Raw genomic sequence first — 17,766 nt, forward strand, 5'->3', positions numbered from 1 at the left:
CAATCACTCCTGGTCTGCCTCCATGTAGGGAAAGATGCGATCGCCTGTTTGAAAACCTCTTAGATATGCTCCTGCCATCCGTTTGTAGGTTTCCAGTTGGTATGCCTCTGCACTGCTTCCCAAACGTAATGCACCAACCGCTACCTTAGACTTTTCTGTTGTCAGTGCATTTAACATTGTCATCAACTTGTCTTTATCCCCAAGTGCAGATTTGACTTCTAACGCCAAACTTGCTCCTTGCGTCTTTGCTAGTAGGAGTTGAACTTCCCGTTCTATAGAAATAGGAAGGCGAAACAGATGGTAGATTTGGTTACTGCCAGTACTAGCATCGTGAACAGGACGTGCTGCCGTACCAGCAGCATGGATAGCTGCGGCAAAAGCTGTGCGTGGATAAATTCTTTCTAAAAATTTTAGTCCAGCAGGAGAAAGATATTGAGTTCGCCACCATGTTGAAACTTCCCCCAAAGCCAGCACAAGTACCTGAAGGCGAAGGGTTATGATAGGAATATCCGTGCGTATTACTAGAGTTTGTGCCATCAGGCATACACTTATGACAAATAAGAGTAGAAAAACATATTCAAGTCATTGTACTTTTATATACTCTTGTCCGCCACATTATGCCGTAAATACTTTTGTATATATTTCTGCTTTAAATCCTTACTTGACTTAGCTTCCGTGTTTATACTGTGTCATAACCCAGGTAGGCATCTAATTTATTAATTTGAGAATATACTAATTAATTTAGCTCGTATTTATACTTAGACAGCTAAATGTTCAGTTATTTTTGAAAACTGATACTTTTAGCAAATTAACAATCAGCCTAATATATACTTGTTTGCTACCTCTTTAAGGATTATACAATTACTCATAATATTGGCTATGACGCATTGTGTTGGCAAAACCTGCATTGTGTATCGTCTTGGATAATAGCGCTCTTATCCTAAAGGTTGGGTGCAACTTTGCTCACTTGAGATGCCTAAATCCTAATAATTTGTAAACTATAGTAGCTCAAAATTTTATTACTTGTTTACTGCTGTAGCTATTATATGGGCAATAAGGGTGAAAAAGAAACAAAAACATATATTTATGTTGCAGATGTTGTATCTGTAGTTTGGAACCAAGATAGAGGTGGAGTTTTAAAGCGATTGCGCGGTAAAAAATCACGTCAGAAATTAGCTGATGAAATTGCTGCTAGAGGTGGCGAATGCTCCCATCAAAACTTGAAAAAATTAGAATATGGTGAGTCTGAAAGCGTTTCTTTAAAAGTATTAGAATCTATTTGTACTGCATTACAAATATCGGTAAGCGAGTTTTTAAGCACGGTTGAAGTGACAAATTAAAGTTTTAGATACACTTATTGATTTTTAGCTACTAAAGTAACTAATATATTGATGAAAGCAAAAAGGCGATCGCCCTCCGTCCAAAGATTGCGATCGCCTTTTGTTAAACCCCATCAATGAGGTTACTCAGATGATTGTACAAGATGAATTTGACAACCAAGCCTCGGCTCAAGCAGAGTTTGAGGAATATGTTGACCAGTTAGCTGACGCAGTAGCGCCAGAAATTGAAATTGACTCAGTGCCAGATGATTTGGGAGAACTGTATCGAGTTTGGAACGGTTCCCAACTTCTGGGAACTTTTTACCAGAATCTTGAAGGCAAATGGATAGCGCAACCCTGTAATAGCGATAAAAGACATTGCTGTGACACTTCTGATTCAGCGCTGCTTTTGATTATTGCTGTCAACGGCTTACTGGTCGCGGATGTAGCTTAGAACTCAATATTTTTCTCATCACTTAGAGACGTGGATTTAACACGTCTCTTTTTTGTTTGAAGCTTTTGATCAACAGAACTATGATCTAGAAAGTGTTATTAACTTAATTCGGTTGCTTATAAAGCTCACTTTCTAGAGCTGCTTGTACTCTCTCAGAGCAATTTTCTCGTAGCGCAGCCAGTCTAATCACCTTCCAAGGCTGAATTTCTTCTCCGCAATCATCAAGCCGCTTAATTGCCCACTTAATACGCCGAATCTGAAAATCCTCTACAGTTTCTGTGACTGATTCTAAATAAACCTTAGTCAGTGGCATTTCTGCCAAATGTTTTTCGAGTAGTGCCAGTAAGCTAATACTTTTCCCTATCCTACAAATAGTGATTCTTGCGGGTTTTTCTGCACTCAGAAGTGTTCGTACAGCAGTTTTTACCTTTTCGAGAACTTGCTTGTCCCTTTCTGTCCAGTCAACTTTACCGACGCAAGGGAGAGGCACTTTTAAAGAAGGCGAATTTTTGTTGAGCCACTCTTTGTCGTTTCTGTATAGCCAAATATAGGTTCCCTTACCTAATCCCCTCAAAGTAGTTTTTGAGGCTTCTGGGTACTGCTGTTGTAAAGCGTTCCAAACTTCCCTGTATTTGATTTTGTCATCACTGGCTAAATTTAGATTTGAGTCTAAAACTTCCTGTGAGTCTACTAGCTGATTTTCCTCTGAAGATTTCCAAAAAGTTTTTAGCTTAAGTATGGCAGTATAACGTTTTACTGTTCTGGAATCGACCTTGAGTTGTTTTGCTGTCTCTCGTAGACCTAATTTTTGGATTTCCACCAGTTCTTTTAGCTTTTGCTCCCAGAATTGACCGTATGTTTTGACTTTACCAATTCGCTGCTTATCTTCATCAGTTTCATCAGGGCCAGTCCTGCAATAAACCATCCCACAGGAACAAGAAAAAGTACCTAACGGCTTTTTATTATCCAAACAGTGAGTGACAACAAGATTAGTTATTACTGGCTTAAGATAATGGTCTACCGCAGCATTTAGACACAGCCAAGGCCCTTCACCAAAAGGTTTGTACTGGTAATCCGTGTTGAAAAATTCCTCGATAGAATTCGTCAGAAATCTAATTATGAGTAGATGTCTGATGGGATGAAATGACTTTCTATGCTTCCTAACAATGCTGAATAGCCAGTTTTGCTCATTTTCGTAATTCACCATTGAGTTAACAGCCTCAAGCACTTCAGCACCATAAAAGAACAAGAAATTATCTAGTAGTCTCTTCTGGTTTACTCGCCCGGTTGCCGTTGCAAAATCTTTTTCAGTTAATAAAGCTATATATTTTCTTTGAAACCACTCTAGTTCTCTAGAGAAAAGATTACTAGTTATCAACCATGAAATATCTTGAGCCAGCAGTCGCAATTTCTTTAAAGTCTCTTGACTGTAAGCCTGTTGTATCGGTACAACAGGACAGTTTTCTTGGCTTGCAGCATGGTATTCATGCCTGTTAAAACCTTGTATGGGAATTGTGCTATCTTGCAAAGTCACACCATGAACTGGGCAAACCAGAACCCCTGGTGTTTGATGTAGTCTATGCCAGTAGGACTCCCCATAGTTTTGCAAATCTTCTTCCAAACATTTTGGGCAAAATCGCAGATACCTCTGCATCTTTAACGAACTCGCCATAATTCCGGTTCTGGTATGAATATCTCCTCCGAAATCTGCTTTCATAGACTCCATCACCTGACTAGCTCTTTTCGGTGGCAGAAAAACACTGTAGAAAGGATAGAGGGTATATTTATATATCAAATCTTCTACTTGATAATTCGAGATAAATTGTAGATTCTCAATCAACGAATTAAGGTTAGAAGGTAAGTCAACAGTAGCTATTACATCTTGAGAATTAAATAGCTCCCTTAGAGTTATTTTTGGACTAGTGTTACCACTCCTAATGTGGTAACGAGCCAAAATACTGTATAAAATTTCATCTGGATAAGGGGCTGGAAAAAAGCCAAGCATAGATTCTTTCTCATGTTGAAACCTGAAAAGAATATTTTTGTAAATTCCAAAGTGTTTCAAGTTTGTAGCGATCGCCTTCCACACCTTTCTCTCCACAGCAAACAAAATTATGAGGATTTTTGCCCTCTATCATAAATATTTTAGGTATTACACAACGCCTATATTATCAATAACTCAGGTATTACGCAATAACTAAATATCTTTGAGCAATTTATAGAATCTACCCGTAGTCCTTCCTGTTGACTATGATTTAGGAGGTGTGTAATAGCTGGGTACTAATGGGAAAGAAAGGGCAGAAAGGACAAAAAGACGTACCAGAGATGTACGACGAGGTGAAGAAAAGGGTTAACCTAGCCCTTACTCCCACTGGTATTGAAGGATTAGATGCGATCGCCTCCAATTTTGATATCAGCAGGTCGGAGCTTGTGGAGAGAATTGGCAGACGACTGATTTGCCTAGATGTAAATTCCTTCACTGAGGAGGAGATGGAAGCTATAAAAAAGCACTGACTGAATTGATTGCTATTTACAGCGATCAGTTGAACGATCAGGGTTTGTTTACTGGTCTTGGTGCAGTTGAGGGCGATCGTAAATTGCAACTACAAAAGCAGATTGAGCAATGGGAACAAATCCGCACAAAAATTGTTTTTGAAGTATAAGTAGGTAGGCGTAAATAATTATCGTTGGGATAAGGCAGGGAGCAGGGGGCAGGGAGCAGGGGGAAAAAGAGTTTGAGCCTTCTTTACTTTTCTTTACACAGTGTGGTTTTATTATGCCCACTTACTTAAGCTATGGCAACGAGCAGGAAAATCTTGCTTAACGTCTGACGACATCTAATATTAAAGAACTTACGTAGGGAGCGCTCTTACGCTGGAGTCGATTTCTGCTCAACGTCTGACGACATCTAATGTTAAAGAACCACGGATCTCTCGCCCAAGACGCTTCCAAAAACCCTTCTGCTCAACGTCTGACGACATCTAATGTTAAAGAACGCACTTCGCGTTTATGTTTGACAAGTCTGACAAAGACTGCTCAACGTCTGACGACATCTAATGTTAAAGAACAAGAACTTAATCAAGCTCTATTTCCCAGTGTAATTGCTGCTCAACGTCTGACGACATCTAATGTTAAAGAACTATAAGGGAAGCTTATTTTGGTTCTTTCTCTTTTCCTCTGCTCAACGTCTGACGACATCTAATGTTAAAGAACAGCGATGGCTAAACATATTAATCCATCAGGTCTTCTACATAATCTTACAAGCACCTATCATTAGGAGGCACTAAATTTGCAAAATTTAATGGGCTAGGCTAGCTTAACAACACCCAGAAGGCTTATTGTTGGAACTTTCTGAGGAATTGCAAGCATCCTTAATCATAATGAAAACGCTGAATTGCTGATTCAGTAAAGAATACCGACTTTTTATCTCTTTATGTCGGCTCAACAAGTAGATATCCTTGTAAAAATCTAAATACCCTCATTTTTCAACTAGTTTGAATCGTAGTCCACGATAAATCAGGTGGTTGCCATACTTGGGACTCTTGAAGCTCATAACACTGCCAGCGTGTTCTCTTAGACCCAACATGGTCAACCCAATAGGGTAAGGTTAGCGAACCATCTTCATCTGTAACTAACCACCACAAAGACTCACTATGATACTTCTCAGGTAAAAGGGTAACAGTATTGACTAGATCCCGACTTTCACCTAAACACAGTCCACCAAATCGATTAATAGAAGCTGGGTTCGCAAATGCCTGCTGCAAAAGTTCTGCTAAAGTAGGCTTTGCTTTGTCTGTTTTTACCCAAACTACAAACTCAATGTTCGTTAGCAACTCTTGGTAATCAGGTTTAGCATTCTTAGGGTCGTGGATATCTTTCGTTTTAAACCTGCGAAAAGTCCGAATTACAATAGATTTTTCTGGTTTAGACAAGAGCGCGATCGCTAATTGAGTTCCACAATGTTTATAACGATCTGTCTCACCAATCAGAGAAAGCAACATCCCGTACACTGTAGAAGGTGGTGGCACTGGATAGGTTTCAGCGTATTCTCTAGCACGAGATTGGCGAAAACAAGCAATAGGTACTTCAACTTTCAAAGCAACTGTCGTCATGTTAATCGCTCCCTGGTGACAACTGCAAATCTTCAGCAATGACCTGTTTTAATGCTTTGACTGCCGACTTCACTCCAGGAAACACATTTGCTCCCAAATCTTCTAAACCCTGAGAAATTAAGCCTCCAATCCATAATTCTTTGGGATCAATATCTCCCACCTCTACCTGTCGCACTAAGTTGGATACTGACAAATTTCCCAGTTCGTCTTGCTCAAAGCAATATAGAAAACGAGGGGAAAAATCATGTGTCCACCGCAGTACAATACTTTCAGGGGAGAAATCATACAAAAAGCGAGCATGATTTCCCGCCACTTCACCAATCGAAATCAAACTATCTAGAACAGCATGGATGCGAGATTTATCTTTGAGGCTATCAGGTGTCAATGCAAAACCATATTGATAACGAGTAGCATGAATCTCTGTGGCATAAAGAGAATTTTGTCTTTTGACTCCACTGACAGCATTAAAGGTAATGTCTCCCATAAAAGGTATCATTGATACTGCACGAGTAACTTCTAATACACCTCTTCTAGCTGTTATTTTCCCTTTAGGCTTTTGCTTGCCCTTACGTGGGGAAGTTTGCTTATCCTTACCTTTAGAACTTTTTTTGTTTTCATTTTGAGATGCTCCTTCGGATTCGCCTTCAGACTCATCTGACGCTTCCACTTTTGCTGCTTCTGTCTGCATAAATCCCAAAACATCATCATCAATGAAGCGTATATCATCAAAGTTGGGGTCTTGCCAAACATGATCCGCTACTGGTTGAGCATTCTCATTCCAACGTCGATTCACCGGATAGCCAACATTTTGCCAGTAGTACCTTAATGCCCAACGAATCGCCTCAGATGAAATGGTAGTATGAACTTCACCTTTCCAAATTAATTTTTGTAAGGGAGTTATATTACCTTCATTTTCCCCACGATTATTAGCTGCGGTTCCATAGCTAGTCAAAATATTACCGAATAAATGAAACATTTTAAATTGCCTATTGAATTCATTTTTTGTGTTTGATTAAGCAAAAAAATGTGTAACTATTCACTATTAGAATCAGAGATTTCCAATATTTGTTTCTCAACCATATTGCTTTTTGGATAACTAGCAAGAGCAATAAAAGTTAAATCTCTGGCAACTTTCCAATCCATTATCCCAGAAGTTAATGGCAGTAATTCTTCCCAGTGTTTTTCTAGAATGTAAAGTTGACCTGCTCTTCCCCAAAACTCCGCAATAAATTTCCGAAAATTTTCAGCATTTGTACAACGTCCTAGTTGGGATAAAATACGTATATTTTCTCGCTCAATTTGAGCATATTGACCTTCCTTTGTTCGCCCATAAATTTTAGCGTATATTTTTTTCAATGCCTCATGACAAGCTTTAATAAAGAGTTTTTGACTTTCTAGATTCCATTCAGAGTTTTGAATCATCTTATAAACTCCATCATTAGTAATGAGTTTCAATAAACTTTTATTTTTAAATATTTTATATAAATTAGCCCACCAAGGAAAACCCTTTACTAAGTTATCGGCAATTGCTCCCGTAAACACATCGCTAATGATAAGATTTTTATTTTTATATTTAATAATTTTGCGCTCTGGAAAACAAAGACGACTAAGCTTATAGATAAAATCTATTATTTCAGTCGCTTCTACCACTGCTATTTCTATGCGAGTTCTTTGCTGCTTTGACCAAATTACCGTTCCAAATAACATGACCTGGCATCGTTTTACTTGATCGGGTGTAGCCAGTTCTATAATTGTTTCACAAGTAAGGAATCTTAATGCAGCATCTCCTAAGCTAGATACATGGAAATCCTTGTAATCTAAGTTTCCCAAATTCCAGTATTCCTGGGCATAAATTTCTAAGTCAACAACTTCAGGTATAACTAGGGCATATTGTGTATCTTCCAGTTTAGTATGCGATCGCAAAACAAAATAGTGGCAAGCAACAAGAGCATATAAAAGAGCAAAAGCCAATTGTGGTTTCTCTTCAAACCTAGTTTCTTTTGTAAAAGCGACATGACGAACTACAGATCCTGGATATAGCCACCCTGCTACACCAATTGATTGTCCAAATAATTGACCTTGTTTATCACAGAGTTGTTTAGCAAAATGTTGATGAGCATAGGAAACTGCTTTCTTATACTCGACATCGATTTCTATACCATCAACTATTAATGACCAGGATTTACCGCCGTCAAATTTAAAAACTTGGTTATGTTGGAGAAACGTTCCTGTTATTCCCAAGTGAATATTAATTTGGGTTTCAATATTGATTGAATGCGTATTTAAGCCTGTCAGCGAAATTAAACCTTCTTCATTAATCTGAAAAGATTGCTTTAGCAGCCAGTCTAAAACTACGAAATCCTGCCCTTGCCATTCCAGGCTGATACTGCGAGGAGTCAGGAACCAAGTTAAATTACCAGGCAGGTATTGGGTATAGTTTTTCTAGTTGCTTGAGCGTCATCCAGAGTCCTGCTATGCCAGCACGATGTATCCAAGTTATGCTTGGATCGCCCAAATTTAACTGAATTTTGGGGTTGACAACACTAGCTACTACGGACATCTTATTTATTTCTGGGAAATACTCTCAAACTTATATTGGGTAGTAGTCAAAACCAGCTTTAACTTGCGTTTCCCTTTCTCTTCACAGGCACAAAAACGCCACAGCCCATCTTACGTTTTCCCCCAATGCCATATCTCAGTAATGTTAGCGAATCTTCATTGCTGAGATTAATGATTTCTAACCCAAAACCCACAACCGTAAAGCGCTTGATTTTGATACTTCTACGTTTTGGGCTACCATCAGTATTTTTGGTAATAAAGGCTTTTCCCTGGATACCCAGTTGTTCTAACTGACGCTGTGCTGCTGCTAAAAATGATTCTGGTTTTTGATAACCCTGGATAATCACTATACGCGATCGCAATCTCTCAGCTGGCTCAAGCAAATAAATTTCAGGAATCCCCAAGCGAATTGTATGCTTACCAATTTTCAGGGACTTCCCTGCTAACGGATAGATTAGACTGAAGGAGTTTTTGTCCACTGATACTCCCATATTCCCGTGAGGAAAAAATCCCAGTCATCATCTTGAAGCATTCTTTCCCAAATTACACTTCCTTGCCCTGTTCCTCTTCTAGCATTCCGAAAATTACCTTGTAAAATTGGAAAAGCCTCGTTTGTTCCCACTCGAATTACTGGAACTCCGATAGTGTTATCCATTTTGACTAAAAAATTTAATAAATCATCTCTATTCCTTCTTGCGTTCACTAAATTTTGCATTTCATCTATAACCAAAACTCCTAAGTGATGGGTATGAGCAATTTGGGCAACTTGAGCTAACATATAGTCTTCTGAATTACCTCTAGAACCAAATTTCTTGAAGTAGCTAGTTCCAAGAAGCCTGTCAACAGCAAGAAAAATATCAGTACACAAACCTTTCAAAGAGCGGGGACAATCAACTTTCAGCCAAACAATTTGGAAAGTAGTATATTCTGGATGAAGAATGACCTGCGGGTATAAAGACAGAATATTCAGCAGATTAGTTGACTTGCCCATTCCTGATGGGCCAATCAGTGTCAGCCCTGATGCAGAGGTAGGAACATAAACATAATTTTCCAATGTTTTACCGCCGCCATCTTTTATAGCATCATAGATTTGCCTTGACCTACGTGTATATTCTGGCTTCAAAATATTTCGAGCTATATAGCCTTGCATAATTAACACAGCAATTACCTTCTGTAGCTCGATTGTCTTATTCTGTGGATCAAAATATCTCGATAATCGTTCAATGCAATGAAATCTATACTGTGGCTCTAGCTCCGTCTCTACAGAATCATAATCAGGCACTTCTGTCACTCTTTCAACAAACTCATCTCTTGAAAGGATAGGAGGTAATGCCTGAACTAAGGGATTGATATTATATTCAGCTAACTTATGGTCACTATATTTAGCAATAGCAGCCCAATCACCATTTGGAATTTCAACCCATTCACGCTCATTCTTTCCGTCCACGTTTACGCTCCAGTCGTTTCTGCTTAAGAATATCAAGATGATTAGGTTGCAACGATTTGGGTGATTTTAAGCTTTCATTGTTCGTCTCTACAGCTTCCGTGCTAGTTGGAATTTCTGTTTTTGCTAGCTCAAATCCCTCATTTTCACGTCGTTTAGCCTTTTCAAAAGCCTTGTGTTCTCTAATACCAGCAACTTTTTTGCTCTTACTTAATGGTTCATCCTGAGCCGCCTCAGTCATGTTTTCTGCTTTACTAACTATATGTTCTATATCTGCTATTAAATCAACTTTTTCTTGTAGTGTTTTTCCTTGAGTTTTCTGCTGTTGCAATTCTTCGTAAGCAAGCATATACTCAATATCATAAAAGTTTTTGTTAATGTATCTACCTTCTAGGTCAATAAGATAACACTTTTCAAAATTTCTACCATCCTCTAATGGGAGGTAAATAAAATTAGGGTTCCTAATATCATAGGAAACTATTAACGATTTTTCTGATTTAGAAAGCATATTGCTTCTAGCTTTTTCAAACCATTGTTCCTTTTGTGCTTGATCACAGCTATAGTACATATCCTTGCCCCTGAGTTTAATGCCTTTAGCAGTGATGGTGGCTTTTTCAGTTGGCATTAGATTTAACTTGACAATATCTTCAGGAAAGCTTCTAAGTCTACCAGAGCGATTAGCGATACCCCACTTCCATAACTCTCTAGGTATAGGAGGTACATCATCAGCAATCATCGCTTCATCCCTCTCATATTCATTAAGAGGTTTATTATTGTGGAAAATAATTAAACGAATAATAATTTCAGCAAATTGGTCTATATCGAGTTTACTATCCAGTCGATAATCTCTTGCACCTCTTTGTCTAAAATCTGTATCCACATAACCAGGTAAGAAAGGCTTTACATACTCATGAATAGTACGAAAGTGCCTTTCGACTAAACCCTTCCAATCTGCTCGATAGGAAGCTGCATTTTCGATACGAACATAAAGATTAGGGATTAATGGCTCTACAGCCATTCCTGCCAATTCTCCCCTGTCTCCTAAAATTGCATCTGGCATTTGATTACAAGACCATTGTTCTTCCGCAATATCAATGTTATATTCCTGACAAAGCATGACTTTATCTGCGGCTACATTAGTTAAAGCCATCATTGCTCCTATCCAAGACGGCCCCTCTAAACCGACATAAAAACCCGTTATCATTCGACTAAAAACATCAATAATTACGTATATAACTGGTCTACCAATTATCCAGTTACGATTGTATTTAGAAACTAAATATACATCTCCGACTGTAGCATCAATTTGATATCGAGAACCGGGGCCAATAGTTTCCATTTTAGAGGTTCCCAAAATAGCTCTATTTTCTAGAGCAAATTTCTTCGCTCCTATTCGAGATGTCAAAGTTTTTGTTACATCATATTGCTCAATTTGATACCAATATTTGAATTGGGTAATTGTAGGTATTTTCTCAGTCGGAGTTAGAATAGATTTTCTAACACCATTCTCGTCATATCTGATTCCTTCTTTATAAAACTCCTTTACCATCAACTCGTAGGCAGTTGTGAAATAGTTTTCCTTTGGATTATCGTAAAATCTGCTAATAGCTATTCTAAAAATTCTCCTATCCTCTTCCGTGACATTGACCCCTTCACCAATTTCTGGGTCGTATGAATATTTTTTAGGTCTTCCTCTCTTTTTATTTGAATCTCCTCTAATTTTACCCTTGCCTGATGAATTGATAAAATCAGGGATCAAAGCATTTTTTGTTTTTCCCCTTTGCCAAAATCGTCTCATGTATCCATAAACAGTTCTTTCTACTAATTTATCTTTTTCTCTTCCTTCGTTATAGCTTTTAATAACTTGCCTTACCAGAGAACCTCGAATATTCCTATAATATATTGAAGGTTCCTGGACAACTAAAGATGAAATTATTTTCCAAGCTTTATCTCTATACTCTTTATCTCTATCTGTTAAATTTTCCTCACGAATTATTCTTGCCCAAGGGTCTTGTTTATGCTTAAATGCAAGACCTTCAGACATAGCTTCTAAAATTTCAGATACTTTCTTCGGTTCTGGCAAACCTTTTTTAGAATTAACATCAAGAACAAAGGCAATAATATAACCTTCGTCGATCCAAATAATTCTTTCAATCAGTTGAGTATTTCCATCTGATTCCCACTCAATAAGGTCATTGATAAATAAATTTTCATGCATCTTACTTACCAAGTAATTTTTCAAAATATAATTTTTTCGATAACTTTGCTGGAAGGACAAGCAGATATTTTTGTCTCTAACATATCTATAATGATTTTTTTTGCGGCAATTAAATGCTTAAAAATATAAAGTGATGTACCAGACTTGATATTCATTTCTTTATCTAGAGCGGTAGTTACTCTATTTATTGCTGTATCGTGTTCCTGAAGCCTGGATTTTAAAATAGTAGCTAGCTCATGTAATTGAGCAATATCCATCTCAGAATTTGCTTCTAATTTATAGGCAGAATGAATCCACTCAACATTTTCCGCTAATAGCCTTGGAATTTCATTTTCTGTAACAATTCCCCAGTCTATGCTTTTTGCTAAGTAGTACCGCCTCTCTAATTCCAATTTTTCAATTACTCGCTTTTTCTCTAGCTCTGTTGATTGCTTAACTGTTCGGGCAATCTGAACCTGCTTTCCATTCTGATTTACTGTAAGCATGAAATCAGTTGTTAAGACATAAGGAGTACCACTTTGTAGGTCTACAGGATACTTTATACCCATCTCCGTAGCAATACTCATCGCTAGGTCAAGGTCGTCTAAAGGGAATTGCTCTCTTGTATCTGTGACGACATCTGACCACTCAAATAAATAAAATAATCGTTTTTCTTGGTCTGACAAGAAATGATGTACTCGGTTGCTTTTCCAGCCAGGAGTCCTAGACGACCGACCTTTCGAGGGAAAATCTTGGATTGTAATCCAGGGCTTATAGTCTTTACCACTCCCCCGCCCACGACCTTCTTTTCTATAGCGCTCAAATTTGGCTTGCGTCCATTCTCCTCTGCCTCTAACCATAAAAATAACCCCTGAGAGCGATCGCATATCTGCTTAATACAAGCGTACTCTACAAAGGGTTATTGTTCAACCGAATTATTTATTGTTTGACCGAATTATTAATTGTTCAGCCGAATTATTCCTCCACAAAAAGCTCTAAGTATAACTTTATACTATTCAACGGTTACACTTTTAGCAAGGTTACGAGGCTGATCGACATCCAAACCGCGACGGGCGGCAATGTGATAAGCCAATAATTGCAAAGGAACTACTGTAAGGATTGGAGAAAGCAACTCTTCCACATGAGAGATGGGAAGAAGATCGTTAAAGATTTCCGCCGCTTCACCATCTTTAACTGGAGTCACGCCAATTAACCGAGAATCTCTGGCTTTGGCTTCTTGGGCATTAGAAATAACTTTTTCGTACACACTACCAGGGATTGCGATCGCAACTACTGGTACTTTCGCATCTAAAAGTGCGATCGGGCCGTGTTTCATCTCTCCAGCCGGATACCCTTCGGCGTGAATATAGCTAATTTCTTTTAATTTCAACGCCCCTTCCAAAGCAATGGGGAAGTTAATTCCTCTTCCTATAAAAATGAAATCTTTGGTTTCGGCGAATTCATGGGCTAATTGTTCTGTTAAACGTTCTTGATTTTCCAAAGTTGCCTCAATTTCTTTAGGAATCTGCCGCAACCCATTAATAATTTTATCTAAAATATCTTTTGAAACTGTCTGACGACGAGCCGCTAAATCTAATGCCAAAGCATAAAATGCCATCAGTTGAGCAGTAAAAGTTTTTGTCGCCGCTACCCCAATTTCAATTCCTGCTAGGGTACTGATGACATGCGGCACTAGATGACCGAGGCTACTTTCAGGTCGATTAGTAATACCCAGTAGTCGCGCTTGATATTTAGATTCTTTCCCTTGGCGACGTTCTTTTTCCATCGTTAAAGCTGCTAGGGTATCGGCAGTTTCGCCTGATTGGGTAACACCGATAATTAATGTGTTAGCCGTCACGGGTGATGGTGCATAGCGATACTCAGAAGCGTAATGTACTTGAGTTGAAATTTCTGCTAATTGTTCGATTAAATATTTGCCGATTAATGCTGCGTGCCAACTAGTACCGCAGGCGACGATCTGAATTTGTTCTAAATCAGTGTAGAAATCCGCAGGTAAACCAAGATTGATTGGCGATTCGGTAGATTCGTGTGGATTAAAGTAAGCGTCTAAACTAGCTCTTACTACTCCTGGTTGCTCGTGGATTTCTTTGAGCATGAAGTGTTTGAATCCCTGCTTTTCTACCATTGCAGGGTTGAAGTTGAGCAGGCGGGGTTGTTTTTTCAACCTGTCGCCAGCAAAATTGTAAATCTCAACGCCCAAAGGTGTAAGGCGGGCAATTTCGCCATTTTCCAGAGGTAGCACCGCACGGGTGTAAGCAACGATCGCAGGCGTGTCAGATGCACAAAAGAATTCCCCTTGCCCAAAACCAATTACCAAGGGCGCTTGTTGACGGACAACAATCAATTCATCGGGGTAGTCAGCAGAAATAACTGCGATCGCAAATGCCCCATGTAAGTGGTTAACAGCTTGGCGAATTGCTTCTAAGAAGGGCGATGAGGTAGATGAGGGGGGAATATGCTTTAAAAATTCGGCTATGAGATGGGGAATTACTTCAGTATCAGTTTCAGAAACAAACTGGTGTCCTTTTCCTTTAAGTTCTTCGCGTAAGTCGCGGTAATTTTCGATAATGCCATTTTGCACCACCGCCACTCGCTTTGCCGTATCCAAATGGGGATGGGCGTTGTATTCTTCTGGTTTACCATGAGTTGCCCAGCGAGTGTGACCAATACCAATCTGGGCAGGGGTTTCTATTTGTTCCAGTTTAGAACGCAAGTTATGCAGTTTACCCTTTGCCCGCACACAATTAACCTCACCTTCCCAAACAGTGGCGATTCCAGCAGAATCGTAGCCCCTGTACTCTAGTTTTTCCAGCCCAGCCAGTAAAATGTCTGTCGCCGCTTGAGTGCCTATATATCCAACGATTCCGCACATTGTTCACACCGCTTTTTTTCAGGATGATTAAATCCAGTATAGTGTTCAGCACAAACTTGACTTTTTGCAAATAAAAAAAGGGAGTAATATTACTCCCCAACCACTAGGTATTGTTATCGATTTTGGATTTTTACAGTGGATTACCCGTCAGGTTAAAAGCTGACGCTACAAATACGGCTTTTACGATTTGGATACCCAGAGATTTTTATCCCCAATCTAAAATTAAGATTTCGCAAAGTGGGTAGTATCCACTCTACGATGCTAAAGGTGCTTGCTATTGACACACTTCAAACTCTTAAGTTCCGAGTTCCGAGTTCTGAGTGAAGAATCAAGAAATTAGTTTTTTTGATTTACTTCTTTTTGTCTCAGCACTCAGCACTCGGCACCAACTTCTTAGTAAGCCAGACCCATACTGCGAGTTGTTTCAGCGCCCAGGTAAACCCGGATGCTCAAAAAGTCAGTGGGACAAGCGGTTTCGCAGCGCTTACAGCCCACGCAGTCTTCTGTACGGGGTGAAGAGGCAATTTGAGCAGCTTTACAGCCATCCCAAGGAACCATCTCAAGTACATCAGTAGGGCAAGCGCGGACGCATTGGGTGCAGCCAATGCAGGTATCGTAGATTTTGACAGAATGAGACATTGAAAAAACCGCTCCTTTCGAGTGTTCTTCTCTGCGAAAGAATCATAATCAACGCATAGTTTACCGCAGTGGTTGGTAGGCTGTAATCAAAAGGCTACATAACTTCAAACAATGTAATGAGTACCCTTGGTAAGTTGTTTTTCCGAGATTGCCCCTATTGCCCTATTTATTAGCAACATCAGACGAGCGGATTTTACCGACCCTTTACCATAATGGGGTTTAATCGTAAAGACAAATGAAACAAAAATAAATCTCCAAGACTAAATGCAGAAAATATCTGTGGTATTTATTGATTGGCAACTATAGCAATCCTAAATTTTAGTTGTAAGAAAATACGTATTTATGGAGTTTGTTAAAATCAAAAGTTTGACAATAAATCAATTAATGCTTTGACATTGATACCTCTGCTGCAAGTCAAGAAGCGGCAGTCCCCTCATCAGGCATTCCCAGTCGGAGACTGGGAACGAGAGAAACGAGAGAATCTATAAAAGCTGTATATTTAACTTTTTAAATCTGTCAAACTCATCATTTTTACTTTTACATATCAGAGAATTTCAGAAATTGCAAACTCATCATTTCCCACAGCAGTTTCTGTTGAAATATTTGGCTCATCAACCATCACTTGCAGTTGTTCTTCAGGATTTTTGGTATCAGCCAATTGTTCTTTTGTATACTCATCTTCTCGGATTTGTCTAGCAATACTTTCTAGCAGCCAAAGTTGTTCTTCCACAGACAAGGCACGGACGGAGCGTTCAATTTCTAGTAAATTCAGTGATATCATTTTGCTTCTGATTCCAAGCGGGATGTATTTTTCAAAGATATTATTATAAGTCAGTCTATCTGGTTAACCTAGAGCATCGCAAATTCCCCATTATTTTCCCCAAGCATATCTTTTCACAAATCAAATGAGATTGCTATAAATAACTAGAAGCCAATTTTATGACTTTTTAATTAAGTATTACTGCTGAAGCAAAATGTACGCTAAACTGACTACATGAATTACGAAACAGCTCGGAAACTCCTCATAGGTCAGACAATTACAACCGAGGAAAACCCAGATGCGCTGTTAACGCGTATGAAACAGGGTAAACCGCCGGTACCCGGTCAGATCACCTCAATTTTGTTGGCATTGAAAGTGGTGTTTGAAGCCCTTAAAGATGCCAATACCCTAGACCGAGAACTGGCTTTGGCCCTTTATCAGTTAAGCATTAAGGCACAACAGCTATTTGCCGCAGGGCGTAAAGCTGGCATAGATTGGCCGCCACTACTAAAGGAAGATTTGCTCCGAATTTCCTTAGCATCTGAAAGTATCTTTTCAGGTATATGGCAAACCCTAGCTCCTATAAGCTTAGGGAAACTATAGAACACCATTTCAGTAATTTTTGAATGAGAAGGGATAAGGGGCAAAGGAAGATGAGAGAGTGAGGGAGAATAATTAATACCTAATGTCCAATGCCTAGTATCCATTAACGAACTTGCAGTTCATTTTCTAACTTGTCTAGGTCAGTTTTGAGCAAAACCGTCATTTGACCGGTAAAAGCTTTGCCAGTCTTGGGTTGGGCAATTTCCACCCAATATACATAGCGATCGCCTACTCGTAATTCTCCCTTTAAAGCTTCCCGAATCGGAGTTTTGGCTAGACGAGCCGAGTTAACTACCTTCTGGTTGGGATACTGGTAAACTACCTGGGCGCGATCGTAGTCTTGATAAATCTCCAAGCCATAAATCACCCGCAAGGATTCTTGGAGACGCGCAAATGACATGCCGTTAATGGCATCATACATGGAAATGCGCTCACTGCGAATTGTGCCACGGTCTTTAGAAAATTCCACTCTACCAGGGGGCAATACCGACGCTTGAAAAGTGAATCGTTGAGCAGCAGTATCAGTCTTTTGCACAAATAATTTCTCCCCACTCCTCGGCTGGAGTGTCGGATGTGCTTTTATCCAAGTGCCTACTTCCTCTGTACTTTGCCCTGGTAAAGCATCCGCTTGGGAATTTCCCAGAATTCCCATAGACAGCCAGGGAATTAGAGAAATAGGCAAAATTAAAAAGTTAAGCAGAGATTTCTTGAGCATTTTTCTATTCACGACTTTCATGGGAATTTCCCAATTAGGGAGTAACCATAGTCTTCCCGTTTTTCAGCAAG

General features: G+C 39.2%; 19 protein-coding genes and 1 CRISPR repeat array. Of the genes, 5 read left to right on the forward strand and 14 right to left on the reverse strand.

What is annotated here, in order from left to right; genetic code table 11:
- Positions 1-3: 3 nt before the first annotated feature.
- Positions 4-537: a BrxE family protein gene (locus tag CDG79_RS09665; RefSeq protein WP_143855451.1), complete on the reverse strand. Its 534-nt coding sequence runs from the start codon at positions 535-537 to the stop codon at positions 4-6.
- Positions 538-1,046: 509 nt separating this feature from the next.
- Between CDG79_RS09665 and CDG79_RS09670 the strand changes: the two genes are divergently transcribed.
- Together CDG79_RS09670 and CDG79_RS09675 are read left to right on the forward strand one after the other, a co-directional pair.
- Entirely contained in the window at positions 1,047-1,340 is a 294-nt protein-coding gene (locus CDG79_RS09670) for a helix-turn-helix domain-containing protein (RefSeq protein WP_094341945.1), read from the forward strand.
- Between the two features lie 130 nt (positions 1,341-1,470).
- Positions 1,471-1,773 (forward strand): hypothetical protein, encoded by a 303-nt coding sequence (locus CDG79_RS09675; RefSeq protein WP_094341946.1) that lies wholly within the window; start codon positions 1,471-1,473, stop codon positions 1,771-1,773.
- 103 nt (positions 1,774-1,876) lie between these two features.
- On the opposite strand, the gene CDG79_RS09680 is transcribed toward CDG79_RS09675, so the two are convergent.
- A complete protein-coding gene (locus CDG79_RS09680; RefSeq protein ID WP_094341981.1) occupies positions 1,877-3,778 on the reverse strand; it encodes a TnsD family Tn7-like transposition protein in 1,902 nt (633 codons plus the stop codon).
- Between the two features lie 278 nt (positions 3,779-4,056).
- Between CDG79_RS09680 and CDG79_RS09685 the strand changes: the two genes are divergently transcribed.
- Together CDG79_RS09685 and CDG79_RS42215 are read left to right on the forward strand one after the other, a co-directional pair.
- Entirely contained in the window at positions 4,057-4,287 is a 231-nt protein-coding gene (locus CDG79_RS09685) for a hypothetical protein (protein ID WP_094341947.1), read from the forward strand.
- 5 nt (positions 4,288-4,292) lie between these two features.
- Positions 4,293-4,436, forward strand: a complete 144-nt coding sequence (locus CDG79_RS42215; protein WP_181154290.1) for a hypothetical protein — start codon at positions 4,293-4,295, stop codon at positions 4,434-4,436.
- A gap of 153 nt (positions 4,437-4,589) precedes the next feature.
- A CRISPR array of direct repeats spans positions 4,590-4,986; the repeat unit is 36 nt; unit sequence CTGCTCAACGTCTGACGACATCTAATGTTAAAGAAC.
- Positions 4,987-5,258: 272 nt separating this feature from the next.
- Here CDG79_RS42215 and cas5 read toward each other — a convergent pair.
- The 11 genes from cas5 to CDG79_RS09735 form a co-directional block, all read right to left on the reverse strand.
- On the reverse strand, positions 5,259-5,885 hold the full coding sequence (gene cas5 / locus CDG79_RS09690) for a type I-MYXAN CRISPR-associated protein Cas5/Cmx5/DevS (RefSeq protein WP_094341948.1): 627 nt from the start codon (positions 5,883-5,885) through the stop codon (positions 5,259-5,261).
- A gap of 1 nt (position 5,886) precedes the next feature.
- Positions 5,887-6,861 (reverse strand): DevR family CRISPR-associated autoregulator, encoded by a 975-nt coding sequence (locus CDG79_RS09695; protein ID WP_094341949.1) that lies wholly within the window; start codon positions 6,859-6,861, stop codon positions 5,887-5,889.
- A gap of 56 nt (positions 6,862-6,917) precedes the next feature.
- Positions 6,918-8,309, reverse strand: a complete 1,392-nt coding sequence (gene cas8a1, locus CDG79_RS09700) for a type I-MYXAN CRISPR-associated Cas8a1/Cmx1 (protein WP_223278083.1) — start codon at positions 8,307-8,309, stop codon at positions 6,918-6,920.
- Positions 8,299-8,445, reverse strand: a complete 147-nt coding sequence (locus CDG79_RS42220; RefSeq protein ID WP_189524940.1) for a hypothetical protein — start codon at positions 8,443-8,445, stop codon at positions 8,299-8,301. Before CDG79_RS42220 ends, cas8a1 begins: the two co-directional genes overlap by 11 nt.
- Positions 8,446-8,503: 58 nt before the next feature.
- On the reverse strand, positions 8,504-8,923 hold the full coding sequence (cas6, locus tag CDG79_RS09705; RefSeq protein ID WP_262985787.1) for a type I-MYXAN CRISPR-associated protein Cas6/Cmx6: 420 nt from the start codon (positions 8,921-8,923) through the stop codon (positions 8,504-8,506).
- Positions 8,899-9,927, reverse strand: a complete 1,029-nt coding sequence (locus tag CDG79_RS09710) for an ATP-binding protein (protein ID WP_223278079.1) — start codon at positions 9,925-9,927, stop codon at positions 8,899-8,901. Before CDG79_RS09710 ends, cas6 begins: the two co-directional genes overlap by 25 nt.
- Entirely contained in the window at positions 9,875-12,106 is a 2,232-nt protein-coding gene (locus tag CDG79_RS09715) for a DDE-type integrase/transposase/recombinase (protein ID WP_094341952.1), read from the reverse strand. Before CDG79_RS09715 ends, CDG79_RS09710 begins: the two co-directional genes overlap by 53 nt.
- 20 nt (positions 12,107-12,126) lie before the next feature.
- Positions 12,127-12,771 carry a TnsA endonuclease C-terminal domain-containing protein gene (locus CDG79_RS09720; RefSeq protein ID WP_223278080.1) on the reverse strand — a complete coding sequence of 215 codons (645 nt, stop codon included), beginning with the start codon at positions 12,769-12,771 and terminating at the stop codon, positions 12,127-12,129.
- Between the two features lie 326 nt (positions 12,772-13,097).
- A complete protein-coding gene (gene glmS, locus CDG79_RS09725; protein WP_094341954.1) occupies positions 13,098-14,978 on the reverse strand; it encodes a glutamine--fructose-6-phosphate transaminase (isomerizing) in 1,881 nt (626 codons plus the stop codon).
- A gap of 393 nt (positions 14,979-15,371) precedes the next feature.
- Complete coding sequence (gene psaC, locus CDG79_RS09730; RefSeq protein WP_015175986.1) at positions 15,372-15,617, reverse strand: photosystem I iron-sulfur center protein PsaC; 246 nt, start codon at positions 15,615-15,617, stop codon at positions 15,372-15,374.
- Between the two features lie 544 nt (positions 15,618-16,161).
- Entirely contained in the window at positions 16,162-16,398 is a 237-nt protein-coding gene (locus CDG79_RS09735; protein ID WP_094341955.1) for a hypothetical protein, read from the reverse strand.
- Positions 16,399-16,611: 213 nt separating this feature from the next.
- Between CDG79_RS09735 and CDG79_RS09740 the strand changes: the two genes are divergently transcribed.
- Entirely contained in the window at positions 16,612-16,980 is a 369-nt protein-coding gene (locus CDG79_RS09740; protein ID WP_094341956.1) for a Dethiobiotin synthetase, read from the forward strand.
- 103 nt (positions 16,981-17,083) lie between these two features.
- Here CDG79_RS09740 and CDG79_RS09745 read toward each other — a convergent pair whose 3' ends face one another.
- Positions 17,084-17,695 carry a hypothetical protein gene (locus CDG79_RS09745; protein WP_094341982.1) on the reverse strand — a complete coding sequence of 204 codons (612 nt, stop codon included), beginning with the start codon at positions 17,693-17,695 and terminating at the stop codon, positions 17,084-17,086.
- Between the last annotated feature and the right edge of the window lie 71 nt (positions 17,696-17,766).

This window comes from Nostoc sp. 'Peltigera membranacea cyanobiont' 232 (assembly GCF_002245985.1).
Lineage (GTDB): Bacteria > Cyanobacteriota > Cyanobacteriia > Cyanobacteriales > Nostocaceae > Nostoc.